The organism is Marinobacter sp. BW6, assembly GCF_008107725.1.
Classification (GTDB): Bacteria; Pseudomonadota; Gammaproteobacteria; order Pseudomonadales; family Oleiphilaceae; genus Marinobacter.
This window is the reverse complement of the sequence record NZ_VIRN01000064.1, coordinates 41,899-59,110: the sequence shown is the minus strand read 5'-3', so window position 1 is coordinate 59,110 and position 17,212 is coordinate 41,899. Positions and strand designations below refer to the sequence as shown.

Annotated in this window: 16 protein-coding genes; 8 read left to right on the top strand and 8 right to left on the bottom strand. The window is 58.2% G+C overall.

Annotated elements, in window-relative coordinates; genetic code table 11:
* Positions 1-20: 20 nt before the first annotated feature.
* From FMN52_RS08930 to pdxH, 3 genes are read right to left on the bottom strand one after another with little or no spacing between them, the layout of a single operon-like run.
* Positions 21-602: a DNA-3-methyladenine glycosylase I gene (locus FMN52_RS08930; protein WP_148608314.1), complete on the bottom strand. Its 582-nt coding sequence runs from the start codon at positions 600-602 to the stop codon at positions 21-23.
* A gap of 33 nt (positions 603-635) precedes the next feature.
* Entirely contained in the window at positions 636-1,394 is a 759-nt protein-coding gene (locus FMN52_RS08925; protein WP_148608313.1) for a 4'-phosphopantetheinyl transferase superfamily protein, read from the bottom strand.
* Positions 1,363-1,998, bottom strand: a complete 636-nt coding sequence (gene pdxH / locus FMN52_RS08920; protein WP_148608312.1) for a pyridoxamine 5'-phosphate oxidase — start codon at positions 1,996-1,998, stop codon at positions 1,363-1,365. The genes FMN52_RS08925 and pdxH overlap by 32 nt, the downstream gene beginning before the upstream one ends.
* A 235-nt stretch (positions 1,999-2,233) precedes the next feature.
* On the opposite strand from pdxH, the gene FMN52_RS08915 reads away from it, so the two are divergent.
* A complete protein-coding gene (locus tag FMN52_RS08915) occupies positions 2,234-3,520 on the top strand; it encodes an MHYT domain-containing protein (protein ID WP_148608311.1) in 1,287 nt (428 codons plus the stop codon).
* A 79-nt stretch (positions 3,521-3,599) separates the two neighbouring features.
* Positions 3,600-6,425: a DUF748 domain-containing protein gene (locus FMN52_RS08910; protein WP_148609709.1), complete on the top strand. Its 2,826-nt coding sequence runs from the start codon at positions 3,600-3,602 to the stop codon at positions 6,423-6,425.
* Positions 6,426-6,427: 2 nt separating this feature from the next.
* Here FMN52_RS08910 and FMN52_RS08905 read toward each other — a convergent pair whose 3' ends face one another.
* Positions 6,428-7,252 (bottom strand): transporter substrate-binding domain-containing protein, encoded by an 825-nt coding sequence (locus tag FMN52_RS08905; protein ID WP_240339439.1) that lies wholly within the window; start codon positions 7,250-7,252, stop codon positions 6,428-6,430.
* A gap of 106 nt (positions 7,253-7,358) precedes the next feature.
* On the opposite strand from FMN52_RS08905, the gene yfbR reads away from it, so the two are divergent.
* Entirely contained in the window at positions 7,359-7,952 is a 594-nt protein-coding gene (yfbR, locus tag FMN52_RS08900) for a 5'-deoxynucleotidase (protein ID WP_148608310.1), read from the top strand.
* Positions 7,953-7,966: 14 nt separating this feature from the next.
* On the opposite strand, the gene FMN52_RS08895 is transcribed toward yfbR, so the two are convergent.
* Positions 7,967-9,001 carry an SPFH domain-containing protein gene (locus FMN52_RS08895; protein ID WP_148608309.1) on the bottom strand — a complete coding sequence of 345 codons (1,035 nt, stop codon included), beginning with the start codon at positions 8,999-9,001 and terminating at the stop codon, positions 7,967-7,969.
* Positions 9,002-9,003: 2 nt separating this feature from the next.
* Positions 9,004-9,462 (bottom strand): nodulation efficiency, NfeD-like protein, encoded by a 459-nt coding sequence (locus FMN52_RS08890; RefSeq protein WP_148608308.1) that lies wholly within the window; start codon positions 9,460-9,462, stop codon positions 9,004-9,006.
* Between the two features lie 205 nt (positions 9,463-9,667).
* Here FMN52_RS08890 and FMN52_RS08885 point away from each other — a divergent pair, with 205 nt between their 5' ends.
* The 3 genes from FMN52_RS08885 (at position 9,668) to FMN52_RS08875 (ending at position 12,519) form a co-directional block, all read left to right on the top strand.
* A complete protein-coding gene (locus tag FMN52_RS08885) occupies positions 9,668-10,483 on the top strand; it encodes an SDR family NAD(P)-dependent oxidoreductase (RefSeq protein ID WP_148608307.1) in 816 nt (271 codons plus the stop codon).
* A 101-nt stretch (positions 10,484-10,584) separates the two neighbouring features.
* Positions 10,585-11,685 carry a sensor domain-containing diguanylate cyclase gene (locus FMN52_RS08880; protein ID WP_148608306.1) on the top strand — a complete coding sequence of 367 codons (1,101 nt, stop codon included), beginning with the start codon at positions 10,585-10,587 and terminating at the stop codon, positions 11,683-11,685.
* Between the two features lie 48 nt (positions 11,686-11,733).
* Positions 11,734-12,519 (top strand): class II glutamine amidotransferase, encoded by a 786-nt coding sequence (locus tag FMN52_RS08875; protein ID WP_148608305.1) that lies wholly within the window; start codon positions 11,734-11,736, stop codon positions 12,517-12,519.
* A 132-nt stretch (positions 12,520-12,651) separates the two neighbouring features.
* Here the strand turns inward: FMN52_RS08875 and FMN52_RS08870 are convergent, their stop codons facing one another.
* Positions 12,652-13,557 (bottom strand): metal-dependent hydrolase, encoded by a 906-nt coding sequence (locus FMN52_RS08870; RefSeq protein ID WP_148608304.1) that lies wholly within the window; start codon positions 13,555-13,557, stop codon positions 12,652-12,654.
* A 225-nt stretch (positions 13,558-13,782) separates the two neighbouring features.
* On the opposite strand from FMN52_RS08870, the gene FMN52_RS08865 reads away from it, so the two are divergent.
* Both FMN52_RS08865 and FMN52_RS08860 read left to right on the top strand, forming a co-directional pair.
* Positions 13,783-14,889, top strand: a complete 1,107-nt coding sequence (locus FMN52_RS08865; RefSeq protein ID WP_148608303.1) for an AraC family transcriptional regulator — start codon at positions 13,783-13,785, stop codon at positions 14,887-14,889.
* 373 nt (positions 14,890-15,262) lie between these two features.
* Positions 15,263-15,670: a TM2 domain-containing protein gene (locus FMN52_RS08860; RefSeq protein ID WP_014578994.1), complete on the top strand. Its 408-nt coding sequence runs from the start codon at positions 15,263-15,265 to the stop codon at positions 15,668-15,670.
* 10 nt (positions 15,671-15,680) lie between these two features.
* Here FMN52_RS08860 and FMN52_RS08855 read toward each other — a convergent pair whose 3' ends face one another.
* On the bottom strand, positions 15,681-17,048 hold the full coding sequence (locus FMN52_RS08855; RefSeq protein WP_148608302.1) for a wax ester/triacylglycerol synthase family O-acyltransferase: 1,368 nt from the start codon (positions 17,046-17,048) through the stop codon (positions 15,681-15,683).
* Positions 17,049-17,212 lie beyond the last annotated feature (164 nt).

The window sequence follows — 17,212 nt, the reverse complement described above, 5'->3', positions numbered from 1 at the left end:
GACCCCGGGGACTATTGAGATCATTGACCGAGTAAATAGCACTCCCGGTGTTGCGGGCATTGAACCAGGTGATCGTTCACCATGCCGGTGGCCTGCATGAAGGCGTAGACAATGGTGGGGCCCACAAAGGTAAACCCGGACCGCTTAAGGGCTTTCGACATGGCTTCCGATTCGGCCGTGGCGGTCGGGACGTCGGAAAAGTCGCGCCAGTGGTTCTGAATCGGCTTATTGCCGATAAAGGACCAGAGGAAATCGCTGAAGCCGATGCCTTGTTCCCGAAGATCCAGATAGCCCCGGGCATTCTTGATGACGGAATGGACTTTCAAGCGATTGCGGATGATGCCCGGATTGGCCAGAAGCTCTTCGATCCGGGCATCGTCGTAACGGACGATCTTTTCGGGGTCGAAGTGATCGTAGGCTGCGCGGTAATTGTCCTGTTTTCGCAGAATGGTAATCCAGCTCAGGCCGGCCTGCTGGCCGTCCAGGCAGAGTTTTTCGAACAGTGCGAGGTCATCGTATTCGGGGCGGCCCCACACGGTATCGTGATAGTGCACGTAAAGCGGATCATCGCCGCACCAGGGGCAGCGTTCGGGGTTATCCATACATCGACCTGTGTTAGCTGTGTCTGGCCCGGATTACGGGCTTTTTCGGCGAATAGTACGCTGGAACAGTGGTTCCCAGGAGGTTTCCAGGGGCTCGGCATCCACCAGGGAAAAGTCCTGTGGCGGCGGTTCAAGCAAGGTGATCTCCGGCCATACCGGCCGGCTTCCCCGATACACCACGGTCACCAGATAACCTTCAATGTAGCAACAGGCTGCCTGCCAGTCCTGGTCGGGCTGGTCGCCGTAGATCTCAAAGTTCTTCCGTACCTCAAGTGTCTGCAGGTTACCGGCAATGCCCCGTCCTGTGGCTTTCAGCCAGGCCTCTTTCAGGGTCCAGACCTTGAGGAAGGTGTTGGAGTCGTCTTCGCGAAACAGCCATTCCTGCTCAACGGGGGAGAACCAGCGTTTCGCCACTTTCTGCCATTGGGCGTGGCGCTGGCAAGGTTCGAGATCCAGTCCAACGGGTGAGCCTGCTTGGGTGGCGCAGGCGGACAGACCCTGGCTGTGGCTGAGGGATAATCGCCAGCCTTCGGGCGTGCCGGAGGCGTTGGGGCGCCCCGGTACCGGACAGCAGAGTTCTGGCGACACGTCAGCTGATTTGCCAATGGCCTGGCGAATCAGCCAGCGGCTCGACAGGTACTCCCGTTCCCGGGGGCCGCCGAATTTGCTTGCCGTATGGCTTTCGTAGTCGGTCAGCCAGTGTGGGTGGGCAATCTCGGGCCCATCTGTCTGATGGCACAGCCAGATGGCCGGCCTGGCCTCAGGGCTGGAGTCGTTGGATGAGCCAGCCATCGCCTTCCCTCACATATTCAAAGCGGTCGTGCAGCCGGCTGGGCCGCCCCTGCCAGAACTCGATACGGTCGGGAACGATGCGGAAACCGCCCCAGAAACTGGGTAGAGGCACTTCGCCCTCGCTGAATTTGCGCTTGATCTCGGCCACCTTCTGTTCGAGCAATCCTCTGGACGTGATGGCCTTGCTCTGCTCCGAAACCCAGGCGCCAATCTGACTGCCTCTGGGGCGCGATGCGAAGTAGCGCAGGGACTCTGCCTTGCTAACCTTCTCAACGGCTCCCTGGATACGGACCTGGCGATTCAGACCAATCCAGGGGAACAGCAGGGCCGCCTGAGGGTTCTCCTCCATTTCCCGGGCCTTCCGGCTGCCGTAATTGGTGTAGAACACGAAGCCCTGGTCATCGAAGTACTTCAGCAATACGGTACGCAGATCCGGCATGCCGTCCTGTCCGGTTGTTGCCAGCGACATGGCATTGGGTTCGAGAATGCCGGCTTCCCGGGCGTCTTCAAACCAGGTCTGGAACTGCTTCACCGGATTGTTTTCCAGTGCGGCGCGGTCCAGCCCCTCGCTCTCGAAATCACGACGCATATCGCCGATGTCCATAACTTGTCCTCTGACATTCGTTTAATCAACCCGGGGTAAATACGAGTCCGAAGCATATCGGGTTCAGGCCTGGCTGTCAGCGCTGCTTGTGTCTAGGTCGGTTACATAAAGCCAACAATGGAATGAGACCCAGTTCACGTCTGATGCGTATCTAATCGCACGTTTTTCCGGTTCAGCGTTGGGCACAAGGCAGTAATGGCCTGTGTGCACTCACCAATAAAAAGGTTCGAGTACTATGATGTCCGAATACGATCTGCCCCTTGTTGTCGCTTCCTTCCTGGTCGCAGTGCTGGCGGCTTATGCGGCTCTGTTTTTCGGCGCCAGGCTGGCCAATGCCAATACCGGCGAGCGTCGGAAGTGGTTGCTTGCCGGCGCCCTGTTGATGGGAACCGGTGTCTGGACCATGCATTTTGTCGGCATGCGGGCGATGCCGATGGACGTCGCCATGTCGTTTGATGTCCTCATGACAGCGATATCCTGGCTTGCTGCAGTGTTTGCCTCCGGCGTTGCCCTGCATATTATCGGCCGTAAGCGGCTGGGCTCTCCGCTTTTCGTCGGTGCAACGCTTTCCATGGCAGGCGGTATTGTGGTCATGCATTACCTCGGCATGTATGCCATGCGTATGTCGGCGCCGCCGACCTTCAACATCGTGTTTCTTCTGGTTTCCATCGTGATTGCTGTTGTCGCATCCGGGGTCGCGCTTGCCCTGTGCCGAAAACTGCAGGGTATGGAGGGCTCCGGTTCCCTGGTCATCCAGTTTGTGGCGGCCCTGGTTATGGCTGCGGCAATCTGTGGCATGCACTACACCGGCATGATGGCGATGATCTTCCCGGAAGGCGCCGTTCCTGCGGCTGACAACGGCCTGCGGGGGGGCTGGATGGGCATTCCCCTGGCCGTTTTCTGTATTGCCCTGCTCGCTGTCGCGTTGGTGGTGACAGTGCTCGACGTGAAACACCAGCGTGAACTCGTAGCGTTCAAGGCCGAAGAGGACAAGCGAGTGGCAGATCTTGCCTTTACTGATGCCGTCACCGGGTTGCCCAACCGTTCAGCACTGGAGCAACGACTGCTGGATATCCTGGCCCGGGACAACGCAGGTGGAAACGCGTTTGCCCTGATTTATCTGGATATTGCCAATTTCCGTGAACTGTCTATGGGCATGGGCAATGAATCGTTGAATGCGGTGGTCAAGGAAGTCAGCGAGGCATTGCGGGATCAGATGTCGGACCAGGTGTTTCTGGCCCGCTATTCTGCTAGCTCTTTCTTTGCCCTGGTGCCAGATCATGAGGATAGTCAGCACGCGTTCATGTTCAAGCGGCTCCGGGAGATTGATGAGCGAATTGGCACCCCGGCTATGCCAGTCACCTGGCGCGCTGGTCAGTCTGCGTACCCCGCAACCGGCAACTCCACCCGCAAGCTGTTGCGCGCCGCGATGGTACCGCGAGACCTGAACGATATTGGCCAGTTCACAAACATGGCTGCTGATCCGGAGCTGGTGTTGCCTGGTCATAACCGCCACAGCTGACAAACCGGCATCAGGCCGACTATCCTTGTGAGCAGGCAGGAGGGCAAGATTGCCCCGGGAATCCGCCGTTTATAAGGAGATGTCCGTGGCCAAGAGCCGTCAACGCAGTCACATGTCCAGGAATCTGTTGATTGGATTCCTGGTCCTTTTGATTCTGTACACCCTCGCAGGTTTCCTGTTACTTCCCTGGTGGCTGGAGCGGTTGGTTCCAGAACAGCTGGACCAGCGTATGGGCTGGCAGGCGGAAATCACCGAGATCAGAACCAATCCATTCACTCTGCAGGTCGAAGCGCTGGGCCTTTCGGCAGCAGACAATGATGGCGAGCCGGTGGTCGGTTTCGACCGGCTCCTGGTGGACATGAACTTTTTCCAGCTGGTTCGCGGTATTGCCGGCTTTGAGGCAATCCAACTGGACGAGCCTTATGTTCGGGTGGACCTGCTGGAAGACTACAGCGTTAATTTTGCCAGGGACTGGCAGTCGGCCAATCCAGAACCTGCCCAGGCAGCGCCGAAAGCTGGGCAAACGGATGACACAGCCGCGCCGCCCAGGCTTTATTTCGGGAGGATTGAGCTCAACGGCGGTGAAATAATGTTCCGCGATTTCACCAAGGAGCAAATGGCCGAGTTCAGGATCGTCCCGCTGGATCTTACCTTGAACGACCTGGCCACCTGGCGCCGGGAGGGGCAGGACAGCGACTATTCCCTTCTGGCGGCCTTGGGGAGCCAGACTATCGAGTGGCAGGGCGATTTGAGCGTTGCACCTTTTTACTCCAACGGTACCCTCAAGGTGTCTTCGGTGGACCATGAAACCCTGGCCCATTTTCTGGCACCGTTTTTCCCCTACGATTTGCGTGGCGGCAGCGTCACCCTCAGCTCAGACTATGAAATCCAGGCCGGTGACACTTTTTATCTGGAGACGACCAATGGCCAGCTGAATCTCGAGAACCTCGCGATCGCCCTGGATGAGAAGAGCGAGCAGGCCAGGTTGAGCAACGCCATGCTGTCTGTGGATGCCATCGGTTTCGACCTGAACCGGCGGGAAATCAGCATTGGCCAGGTTTCCCTGGACAACCTGGATCTTGCGCTGGCGCGGAATTCAACCGGAGAGATTGACTGGTTGGCGCCTCTGGCAGCCGATGAAGGTGAGGCACAAAGCGACGGGGAAGCTTCCGCCGGTGGCCAGCCATTCCGCTGGTCAGTCGAGGGTGTCGCACTCTCCGGAGGGCGGGTTCTGTGGCAAGACAGTCAGCCGGAGAGGGCGGCTGAAATTGCCCTTGAGCAGCTTTCGGTTTCAATTGGGAAGCTCAGCCATCAACTTGAGGAACCGGTCTCTTATGAGGTGGCCGGAATGCTTGCCAGTGGCGGGCGGCTGTCGTTGAACGGTCAGGTAACGCCTGCACCATTTACGCTGGAGGCCGCCATCTCCGGAAACGATGTGGCTCTGGCTGCCTTCGAGCCCTACGTTCAGGAAGGCGCGAATCTCGCGATTACCGGCGGCACTCTGGGTGTTGACGGTAACCTCGATCTCGACGGCCAGCAGGAACCTCTCACTGGCACCTTCAGTGGCACTGCGGAGGTGGCCGGCATGAATCTGGAACTATCCGACAGTTCCGGTTCCTTGGTGTCCTGGCAAACCCTCCGCCTGGCGCCCATTGAATACAACGTCTACCCCGCTCGGCTGGAAATCGGAACCGTGACCCTGGCCCAGCCGGCGATCAACATCGTCCGCAATACCGACAGCGTCCACAACGTGGAGCGCATCGCCAAAACGCCAGCCGCCGGCGGTCAGGAGGAAACAGCTTCCGGACCACCGGAAACAGGCGATTCCGAGCCGGAGTTCATTTTCCGCATTGGCCAGTTAATGCTTGAAAATGGTGAGTTGGCCTATACCGATCGCACTCTGGATCCGGCGTTCACCACGTCGTTTGATGAGTTGAATGGTAGCGTGACCGGACTGAGCAACATTTCCCCGCAGCAGGGTAAGGTATCCATCCGGGGCCGGGTCGGCGGCGTGGCGGATCTTGACTTTGAAGGCACCATCGGCACGCTCGGAACCGAGGATATCAGCGAACTTCGGTTGATGATGCAGGGTGTGTCGTTGCCCGCGCTCTCTCCCTATTTCGGTCGATACCTGGGCTATGGCGTGGACAGTGGCAAACTGAACCTTAATCTGAATTATGAAATTGCTGGCTCTCGGATTGACGCGTCTAATCTGGTGGTGATGGATCGTCTTGAACTGGGGTCCTCCATAGCGAGCGACCAGTCCGTGAATGCGCCGGTCAAACTGGGTCTGGCCCTGTTGCGTGACAGTAACGGGGTTATCGAAGTGGACCTGCCTATCAGCGGAGACCTGTCCGACCCGAGTTTTCGTGTTGGACAGGTGGTGATGCGTGCGTTTGTAAATCTCTTGGCGAAGGCTGCGGCGTCCCCGTTCAGTATGCTCGGTTCGATTGCGGAACTGGCCGGGTTGAGTGGGGAAGAGCTTGGAAAGGTGGGCTTTATTCCCGGCAGTATCCAGTTGGCCGAAGGCGAGGCCGAAAAGCTGGCGGCGCTGGCAGACGCGCTATTGGAACGGCCCGACCTGCTGTTGAATATTCGGGGTAATGTTGAACCGGAGGCTGACGGGCTGGCGTTGCTGCGGGATGAGCTGACCGCCGGTGGTCAGCAGGAGCTGTCTGAGGAAGAATGGCAAGAGGCGCGGGAGGCCTACCTGGCCGGTGAGCGCTCACTGGCACCGGAGGCTTTGAGTAATCTGGCCTCCTCGCGAGGCGTGACTCTGCGCAATGTCCTGCAACAAACCCATGGGGTACCGACAGATCAGTTGTTTCTGCTGGATCCGGCCCGCAACGCGGGCGTGGGTAGCGAGGGTAGCGTTATCGTCTCGTTCAATCTGGATGTTCGCTGAGTTCAGGGTGCCTCGAAACTGGTCAGAAAACCGGCTGGTAGCTTTAGTCCCCGTTTCTCAACGAGTTGCCGGTATCGACCGTTCTCAATCAGCGGCGCCAGCAGTTGCAGCATTTCGCCCGAGCTCGCGGCCCCGTTTTTTCGGGCGATGATGCTGAGTTCATAGCGCTGATCCGGCTCATCGGAAATCAGCAGCGTTCCCCAGTCCTCCGGATGATTTTCGAGGTGCCTCTGGAGGTAGGAGTGGCTGACAATGGCAACCTCGGCAACGGACGGCCGGTCGGCCTTGATCAGCTTTATGTTGCGGCTGTGGCTGTCGGAAAATTCAATGTCGAATTTCTGCTCAAGCACGGAATTGTCGGTTTCGTATCCGGTGAAACCATAGTGATAGCCGGAGATGGCGACGATGGATCGGGTTTGCAGGTCGTCAAAGAATGAGTCATCCCGACCGGGCTTCTTGAGAGCGACATAGAGCTCTTCGTCCGCCAGGATCGGGCGGGTGATGTCCACGTCTCTCTCGGTCCAGCCCCAGTCCGGGCTTTCAAAGAAGATGACGTCGTAGAGGCCGGCATCGAAATCCAGGTACCGGCGCTTGGGCGAGGTGTGAAAGACCCGGAAGGATACCGTCGGGTTGGCTTGCTCAAGTTCGTGGAGCAGATCTCCAAGAAGGCCTGTGGGTTCGCCGTTGTGTTCCACACTGGCGATCGGCGGAAAATGGTAGACGCCCACAGTGATTTCGGTTTCGTTTGCATAAACCGGAACCGTTGCCAGCACAATTGCTGCAGCAACGAGGGCCAGCATTTTCCGTATCTGCGCTTGAGCGGGCACGATATCCCCGGTTATGTAACAATTGAATGCGGATTCAGAATAGCACGGGAATTTTATGCGCCTGAAGCAAAAGATTATTAACTTATGCAAAATAGGTCTGTAAGTGATGGGTAACGTTGCCAGCCATTTTTTCGCCTATGTCTCCCGCCTGCGCTGGATCAAGCGTTGGGGGCTGATGCGAAATGCGATTGAGGAAAACGTTGCCACCCATTCCTGGGAGGTGGCGACCCTTGCCCACGCGCTTGCCATCATCCGCAACCGGCATTTTGGCGGCCAGGTGAACACCGACCGTATTGCGGCGGCAGCGCTTTACCATGATGCGACGGAAGTGATTACCGGGGATATGCCGACACCGGTGAAATACCATTCCCGGGTCATGCGGGAGGCGTTCGGGGACATTGAACACAAGGCGGAGGCCGAGTTGCTGGCACTATTACCGGAGGATCTGCGTGAGGATTTCTCACCCTATGTTCGGGAATCGCAGCTGCCGGCAGAAGACAAGGAGCTGATCAAGGCCGCCGACAGGCTGTCAGCGTGGCTCAAGTGCCGGGCGGAGATCCGGGCCGGCAATATGGAATTCGAGCCGGCCGCCCGACAGATTCGCCAGCGGCTGGACGAGGACAAGCTGCCAGAGGTTGCCTATTTTCTGAAGGTGTTTGCCCCCAGCTATGACCAACCCCTGGATAATTTGCTGGGTTGAAGGACTCTCAGGGCTTAGCTGTTACCTGCCGAGCCCACCAGCCCGCCCCGCAGGCCATCGCGCTGCAGATGCTGGCGAACGGCGTCCTCGGGGCTGCCAGCCAGTTCACGGAACATGCCCATGGAGCCCAGCAGGGCTGAGGATTCATAGGGCACAAACACCCGCTCACCCTCTTTCGCCATATTTGGCAGGACCTTGATATAGCTCTGGCCCAGCAGGTAGCCAATAACCGTCTGCTTGTTCTCCTCGGAGTCACCCATGGCGCTGAGTACCAGACGGATGGATTCCTGCTCGCCCTGGGCCCGGAGAATCGCGGACTCCTTGTCGCCCTGGGCATTCAGGATGGCAGACTCCCGCTGGCCCTGGGCCATCGCGATGGCAGCCGACTTTTCACCCTCGGCTTCGGTGACCGTGGCCCGGCGCTTGCGCTCCGCAGCCATCTGTAATCGCATGGCCTCTTCCACTTCTTCCGGCATGCTGATGTCCTGAACCTCAACCCGGGTGAGCTTCACGCCCCACTTGGAGGCGGCCTCTTCCATCTCGGCCTGGATGGCGTTATTCACTTCGCTGCGGGATTCAAACAGCTTGTCCAGTTCCATCTTGCCCACCACCGAACGCAGGGTGGTTTTGGCCAGGACTTCCACCGCCTGGCTCATATTGGCTACTTCGTAAACCGCTCGGCGTGGATCAATGATCTGGTAGTAGAGGGCACCGTTGATCTTGACGGTTACGTTGTCTGTAGTGACCACTGGTTGTCCCGGGAAGTCCATGACCGTCTCCCGGCGATCAATGCGCACTTCGTCGCTCATCACCGGATGGTAATCCTCGCCCATGCGTACATAACGAATCATGCTGATGGGGCGTGGCCGCTCAATGAAAGGAATAATGATGTTCACGCCGCTTTCGAGGATCCGGTTGAACGAACCCAGGCGTTCAATGACCATGACCTCGGACTGGCGCACGATGACCAGACCTTTGGCAATGATGAAGATGCCAATAGCGACTACGATCAGACTGATGATCAGTCCGGGTGACAGATACTGTTCCATGCTTACGGTTCCTTGTGGGTGATCGTCTCAACAACGGCGGTAGTGCCGTCAAACTGTTTGAAAATGACGTCGGTTCCTTCCGGAAGGTCGGTTTTTCCGGTGTCAGTCACTCGCAGGCGATAGAAATCGCCATTGACCTTGATGCCGGTGGCACCGTCGAAATCCCGCTTCAGGGTCTGATAACGCCGGCCCTGCTCCACACCCGTGCCTGTGGTTCCATAGGCCACGCCTTTGGGTGAAAAGCGTGGCCGGATCCAGCGGATGGCGACGGGCACCAGTATTCCCGAGAACACCCCCATACCCGCGAGCTGCCATTCGAATGGCACATCCAGGAAAGCCAGCAAGGCGGTCAGTGCCGCGGCAATGCCCAGGGCCAGAAGCAAGAGCACTCCGGAGGTCAGTTCGGCCAGGCATAGCACCAGTGCCAGGATCAGCCAGAAATGCGTAAGACTCCATTCCATAAAGAAAATCCGCAGGTTTGGGGAAGGTAGAGGGTCGGTGTTGCCGCACCGGCCAACGGCAGTGGATTGTACCGGAAACGGGATGACGAGTCAGAGGGTGGCCGGAATGCCTTGTGGCCTGGTTCACTAAAGCCATACCCCGTGGGCAGGCAACTGCTAGAGTATCTGCTTTAATTTAAAAGCCTACAACAAGAGGTCTGTGACCATGAAAAAGCTGAAGAACAAAGTTGCCGTTGTTACCGGTGCCGGCTCGGGTATCGGTCGCGCGCTCGCCAGATCTCTGGCGGACCGGGGCTGTCGGCTGGCGCTGTCGGACGTCAATGAGGCTGGCCTCGCGGAAACCGCCGCAGAGCTCAACGGCGTTGATGTGAAGACTTATCGGCTGGATGTGTCAGATCGCGATGCCATCTTCGCCCATGCCGAGGAGGTTGCGAAAGACTTCGGTCAGGTCAATCTGGTCATCAACAACGCCGGTGTTGCGTTGTCTGCCACGGTGCGAGAGATGACTGACGAGGACTTCAAATGGGTCATGGATATTGATTTCTGGGGCGTTGCCCACGGTACCCGGGCCTTCCTGCCGCATCTGATCGCCTCCGGCGATGGCCATGTGGTGAACGTCTCGAGTGTATTTGGCCTGATTGGTGTGCCCAAGCAAAGCGCCTACAACGCCGCAAAGTTTGCGGTCCGCGGGTTCACCGAAGCCCTGCGCCAGGAAATGAAGCTGGAGAACCAGCCGGTGGCGGTGAGCTGTGTGCATCCAGGTGGCATCCGTACCAACATCGCCAACGCGGCGCGCATGGGCAAATCGGAAAATGCCGTTGCCCAGCGTCAGGGCTTTGATAAGCTCGCCATGACTACGCCGGAGAAGGCCGCGGAAATCATTGTAAAGGGCATCCTCAAGAATGAATCCCGCATCCTGGTGGGCCCGGATGCCTGGGGCATTGAGGCGATCAACCGCCTGCTCGGATCTGCCTATCAGCCTCTGGTGGAGCGTTTTTCCCGCAAGAACCTTTATATCTGAGGGCTGAACGCGTGTGGCGGGTCTGATGGTCGGGCCTGCTGTACGTTTTACAAACAGTTTTTCGGGGCTATACTCGGAAGCTGATCCAAGGAAGAGTCAGCATGAATACGCCTCACCATTCGGACCTGGGGGCCACTCTGGAACAGAGCCGCTCGGGTCTGCGCGACAGTCATCGCCGCTCACTGATGCGGCTGCTTTTTCTGATCACCGGCTCGGCACTGGTGGTTTTTGCATGCCTGCAGTTTTTCAATGGCTATCCCTGGCTGGGTGTTGGTGAGCTGTGTGCCAGCGCTCTGCTGTTTTTCGGAGTCTGGCGCCTGAAATCGACACCCTATTTGCAGCAGTGGGTCTACGCCTATCTGGTGCCTCTGTTCGCATTCTTTCTGTTGATCATGCTGTTACCGGAAGCATCGGTGTCCGCGTTCGTCTGGGTGCTCATGATGCCGGTTCTGGCCTACCTGTTGCTCGGCAAGAAAGAAGGCATGATCCTCAGCGCACCCTTCATGATCGTCGGTGGGATCACTTACTACATCCATCTTGGGCAGGTTGGGAACCCCCACGCGATGATCGATCTGCTCAACATGGTGTTGTGCGGTGCACTGATGCTGGCGTTCATTCACCTGTATGAGGGACGCCGCGAAGAAGCCGAGCAGCGGCTTGTGGATATGGCCCAGACCGATTCACTGACCTCTCTGGCCAACCGCAGTAACTTCCAGGGCACGCTGAATCGCACCATTGCCGAGTGCGAACGCAGCGGTACCGGGTTTGCGCTGGTGGTGATGGATATCGACCACTTCAAGGTTGTGAACGACACCCTGGGCCACGAGGCCGGAGACTTCGTGCTCAAGAGCATCAGCCGATGCCTGACCGAGCGTCTGCGAAGCACGGACTTTGTCGGCCGCCTGGGTGGCGAGGAATTCGGTCTGATTCTCAGAGATGTGAAGTCGGAAGATGCGTTTGTCCTGATGGACGAGTTACGCCAGAGAATCTCCGACCGGGAGCTTTCCTATGGTGACGCCCGTATCCGGGTGACCGCTTCCTTCGGGGTTGCCCAATGGCCAGATCACGGTCGCGAAGCCGAAAGCCTGTTCCGGGTGGCCGATCGATGGTTGTACAGCGGCAAGCGAGCCGGGCGAAACCGCGTGGTCGGCGCCGGCCATAACCCCCGTCAGCTTGAGATTCTCACTGTCGAAGCGAGTTGATTACGTTATTCTTGGGGCATTCATCGTCCGGCAAGAATGAAGTAACCCATGTGTGAATTACTGGCTATGAGCGCCAACACCCCCACCGACCTGTGTTTTAGCTTCACCGGGCTCACCCGCCGAGGTGGAGAGACCGGCCCCCACAAGGACGGCTGGGGTGTCGCATTCTACGAAGGTAAAGGGGTCCGGGCGTTCCATGACGCCGACGCCAGCGCCAATTCCCGAATCGCCGAAGTTGTCCAGACCCATCCGATCAAGAGCGAAGTGGCCATCTGCCACATTCGCCAGGCCAATGTCGGCGACATCTGCCTGGCTAATACCCATCCCTTTATGCGCGAACTCTGGGGTCGCTACTGGGTCTTCGCCCACAATGGCCAGCTTTCCAGCTTCCATTCAGATCCGGGCTTCTACGAGCCGGTCGGCACCACCGACAGCGAAGCCCTGTTCTGCGACATTCTCAACCACTTGCGCAGCCACTGCGACCGGAATACCCCGACCAACGACATCATTGAGCGGTTGGTGCGCCTGTCGAAGGCTTACGCCAGCCAGGGCGTGTTCAATCTCCTGCTGAGTAATGGCGACTGGTTGTTCACCTACTGCACCACCAAAATGGCCAGCATTACCCGGCGGGCCCCGTTCGGTCCCGCCCGTCTGAAAGACGCTGACGTGACGGTGGACTTTGAATCGGAAACCACGCCCAACGATATCGTCAGCGTGATCGTGACTGAACCGCTGACAAGCGATGAGAAATGGGATGTCTATCAACCGGGAGAGTGGCGGCTTTGGCGCAAAGGAGAGGTTGTTCGCTCGGGCGTCGCTGAGCCGCAGGCCTGACCAGGGAGTGGGGAATCGGGTGGGGAGGTCTTTCTTCCGGGAAAAGGCAACTCGCTGCGCTCAGACATCATTTTCCCTGCACAAAGACCTCCCCGCCCGCTTCCTTTCAGAGCTGGGAGTTGTTTCCGTGGTTTACTGAAGCGTCCTGCGATTACCTTTCTTGTACTGCGGTGCAATGTGCGCCTGGATTTCTTCCTTGAAACGGGCAATCAGGTCGCTGTTGTCGTGATCCCAGGGATGGAAGCCGGGTTTGAAGTACTCCAGCCATGTGGGAATCAGGCTCGAGAAGGTGCCGTTTATGCCCCACAGGCGCCAGAGACCTATGGCGGTATCTTTCAAAGAGAAGTTCTTGCGGTCGTTCAGCATCATCCGGCTGGTAAAATAGGTGCTCATCACACCCAGGGCAGCGGTGCTGAACGCTAGGTAAAAGGTTCTTTCTGCATAGGTGCCGCCAGCTGCCTGGAAAACATCATAGGCAACCGCCTTGTGTTCGGTTTCTTCGATCGCGTGCCAGACCCACAGCGGGCGCATGGATTCATTCATGTCCTGGCGCACATCGTCACGGTCCAGCAGCATGTCGGCCATCATGGCGGTCAGGTGTTCCAGGGCACAGGTTATGGCCAGCTGGTGACGCTTGGGCAGCTTCTTGGTAATGCCCAGAACCACTTCCAGGTGTTTTTCCAGTTCTTCCACCGGCATGCCCTGGTCACGAACGTGCTGGTTCATGGCGATATGTTCGAGGGAATGCATAGCCTCCTGGCCAATGAACCCGCGTATCTCCTCTTTCAGTTTGGGATCGGAGATCTGGTCCCGGAACGCTCTTACAGAATCCACGAAGAACTGCTCGCCCTGCGGAAACAGCACCGAAAGCGCATTCATGATATGGCTGATGGTGTAGCTGTCGTCGACCCAGTAGCGGGGCACCTGCTCGCCGAACTCAAAGCCCATGCGCTGGGCTGTGATGGTGACGTTATCGGGTGTGTTGGAGGCTCTGGTAACCGGAGCCGTCTTCTTTTCTGTGGTTTTGCTGCTCAGCATCTGTGTACTCCTCACTCTGGCTGATGTCATGGCTCCAGTGTGGGGCAGTCAACGTCGGGCAGGAATGCGCAAAGAGGACGGCGGTCGATCAGGATGGGACACCGACCGGGAATTGATTGGCTAAGCTGACGGCGACCAGGGTGTGCCGGGCCCCACTGTAGCGGTGGGAGGCATCTGATAGAGTCGGTTGACGTGCTTCAGCCAACTCAATAATAAGGAATGCCAATGAGCGCAAGCGGTCCGGACAAAGAACGGCAGATGCTGGGATTGTTCCTGGTGCCGGGCGCTTACCTGCGGGTTCTGGCGGAAACGGTCCGCCAGCTCGGCTACAACGACCGGTTGCTCTATGAAGGTCTCGACTTCACCCCGGATGATCTCAAGTCTAACGACAGCCGGGTGTTTGTCACCGATGCCATCATCATGGCCAAACGGGCTTTGAATCTGGCCGGCCAGGACGGTCTCAGCTTTGTGCTGGCGCGGGAGTTACGGCTGACGATTCACGGCACCCTGGGCTTCGCGGCCCTAACCAGCCCCACCTTTGCCGACGCCCTGGATTCGGTGCGCCGATACCTGCATCTGCGAGTGCCTTTCCTCAGCATGAGCCAGTCCGAAGCGGGCGATCAGGTGCTGGTAAAGCTCTGTACCGAATTCGAAGTGCCCGGCCTCTATCCGTTTCTGGCGGAAACCGTCAGCGCCACGCTGATCCTGCTGACCGAACAGCTATTGGATCGGGAAGACGCCATCAAACGCGGCTTCGCCCTGGAAGACGGCAAGCTGACGGGCGTCACGGTTCGCCTGAGCGCTCCGGAGCCGCCCTGGTACCGGCAGTTTGCGGGCCAGCTGCCGGTTCCGTTCGAATACGGCCATGCCGACGAGATGATGGTGTTTCCCCGGGAGCTTCTGGACGTGCGAATGCGCCTGGCCGATGCGGAAGCCTCCCGAATGGCCCGGGACCAATGCGAATTCGAGCTGCAGAAAGCCCTGAAGGAACAGGGCGACATCGTCCTGGCGATCCGGAACATGCTCCGGATGATGCCGGGACCGCTGCCATCACTGGAAGCCATGGCCGAGCGCTTCTGCGTCTCGTCCCGGACCCTGAAACGCCGGCTGGCGGATCGGGATACCAGCTATCGGGAAATCCTCGAATCGGTACTGAAAGACCGGGCGATCCAGTTGCTCCGGTATACCAACCAATCGGTCAGCGAGATTGCCTACGAGTTGGGTTATGCCGACCTTTCCAACTTCAGCCGGGCCTTCCGGAAGTGGACCGGCAAGTCGGCCAGCGAGTTTCGCGAGGGTGGACCGGATCCGGCGCCTGAGGTTGGGCCCTGATTTTATGGGCCTCGGGGTTTGGAGCGTGGTCGCAGGGCGGGGCATGAATTTTCAGGGTAAAAAGCAACTCGCTTTGCTCAGACATCTTTTTCCCCTGAAAATTCATGCCCCACCCCACGCCCTATGGACAAAGGTGAGGGCCGTCCGGAAAGTTCATTGAAGTGTTTTAATTTGTTTTTCTTTCCTATGCCACAATGGTTTGACGGACGGGGGGAAGGAATATTTTCCCGCCAGGAAAAAGATGTCTGAGCGAAGCGAGTTGCTTTTTCCCAAGGGAAAATATTCCTTCCCCCCGGCCAGCCCCCAGAACCGGCAGGCTAGGGACAAAACCGAACACACTGACCAAGCCAAACCAAAACAGGATCCATAAAACATGACAGAACGCCCAGACACCCACAGCAAACTGATCGGCTACCTGCTCTGGATTTTCGGATTCCTGGGCTCGCACCGGTTCTACTACGGCAAACCCGTTACCGGCACCATCTGGTTCTTTACTCTGGGGCTGCTGTTCATCGGCTGGATTATTGACCTGTTCCTGATCCCGGCCATGGACCGGGAGGCGGATCTTCGGTTCCGGGAAGGTGAGGTTAGCTACAACATTGGCTGGATCCTGCTGACCTTCCTGGGTGTGTTCGGGATTCACCGAATGTACATGGGCAAGTGGATTACCGGGATCATCTACCTGTTTACCGGCGGCCTGTTCCTGATCGGTGTGCTGTATGACTTCTGGACTCTGAACAACCAGATTTCCATCCGTAACGAGGAGCGCCGCTTCGGTTAATTCGTTAGGACTACAGACCGGCGGCGGTCTCCAGTTCGACCAGGGCCTCTTCCAGGTAGTCGAGCATTCGCTGCAGGCTGGGTAGCGTGCGGCGGCAACCGATGAGGCCGAATTCCACCTGGTCGCCGTAGCTGGTCAGGGTCATGTTCAGGGCCAGGCGATCCATGGCGATGGAGACCGGGTACATGCCGTCCATCGTGGCACCGTTCCAGTAGCAAGTCTCTCGCGGTCCGGGGACGTTGGAGATTACCACGTTGAAGGTCTGCCAGTTCGGTGCCATGCCGGTGAGCAGATTGAACGCTGCAGGTGCCAGGGTCAGGGCGGTGTAGTTGATGATTTCTTCCGGGGACATGTGGGCGTAGCGGTCTTTGGCGGCTTTCACATCCTCGTGGATTTGCATAAGACGTGTGACCGGGCTGCTGACATCGGTGTGTAACGAGGCCAGGATCACGCCCACCTGGTTGCCGCCGGAGCTGTCATCCTTGCGCAGTGAAACAGGCACCATGGCGATCAGCGGTTTTTCCGGCAGGGCGTCCTGGTTCATCAGGTAGCTGCGCAGCGCGGTGGCGCACATGGCCATCACCACATCATTGACCGTGGTTCTGTAGGTTTTACACACGGCCTTTATCCGACTGAGTTCGTAGGATTGCGCGGCGAAGCGTCGGGAGCCGGTGATCTTCTGGTTCAGGATGCTGCGGGGTGCGTGGAAGATCGACGAATAGGCAGGGTCTTTACGGGCGTCGTTGATGGTTCGCAACAGTTCCCGGGCCACGGTCGGAACAGTGCCCAGTTGCTTGCCGGATTCGCCCAGCAGGTGGCCGACACTTCGCCACAGGGAGGTGTCGCCATTATCGTGCTCACGGGCCGGGCGGGGTGGCATGGCCCAGATCGGCGGCATGTCCCGCTCCCCGGTATCCTGGCACAGCATCTGTGTCACCATCCGCATGGCCGAAACGCCGTCCACCAGGGCATGGTGAACCTTGATGTAAACGGCGAACTGCCGCTCCCCCAGCCCCTCAATCAGATGAAATTCCCACAGCGGTCGCTCTCGGTCCATCAGATGGGAATGCTCTGCAGAAACAAACGTCAACAGCTCCCTGACCCGTCCCGGGGTCGGCAGTGCTTCGACCCGGAAATGGTGCTCCAGATCCAGATGCTCGTCTTCCACCCAGACCGGCTGGCCGAAACGGTAATCCAGACGCTGGTTGAACGGCGGGGTTACTTTTGTGTACTGCCTTAGCCGCTCGGCCAGCTGGGCGACGTAATCCTCCGGGGCGTCGTCGGGAAAGGAGAACAGCTGCAGCCCGCCTACGTGCATGGGTTGCTGCCGTTTTTCCAGCCAGAGAAAAAGTTGGTCCGTAGGGCTGAGAGGTTTCACGGGGCGTCCTTGTTGTCGGTATTGTGACAATAGTAGCTCAGATGCGTGGCAAGGAAATTGACCCCTGTGCACATTCCCCGCACCGATCGGGCGAAACCCTGCGCAAGGTCCGGACCGGGATTTCCGTCGTAAGCCATGAACTAAGGTTAGTAATTGCACCCATT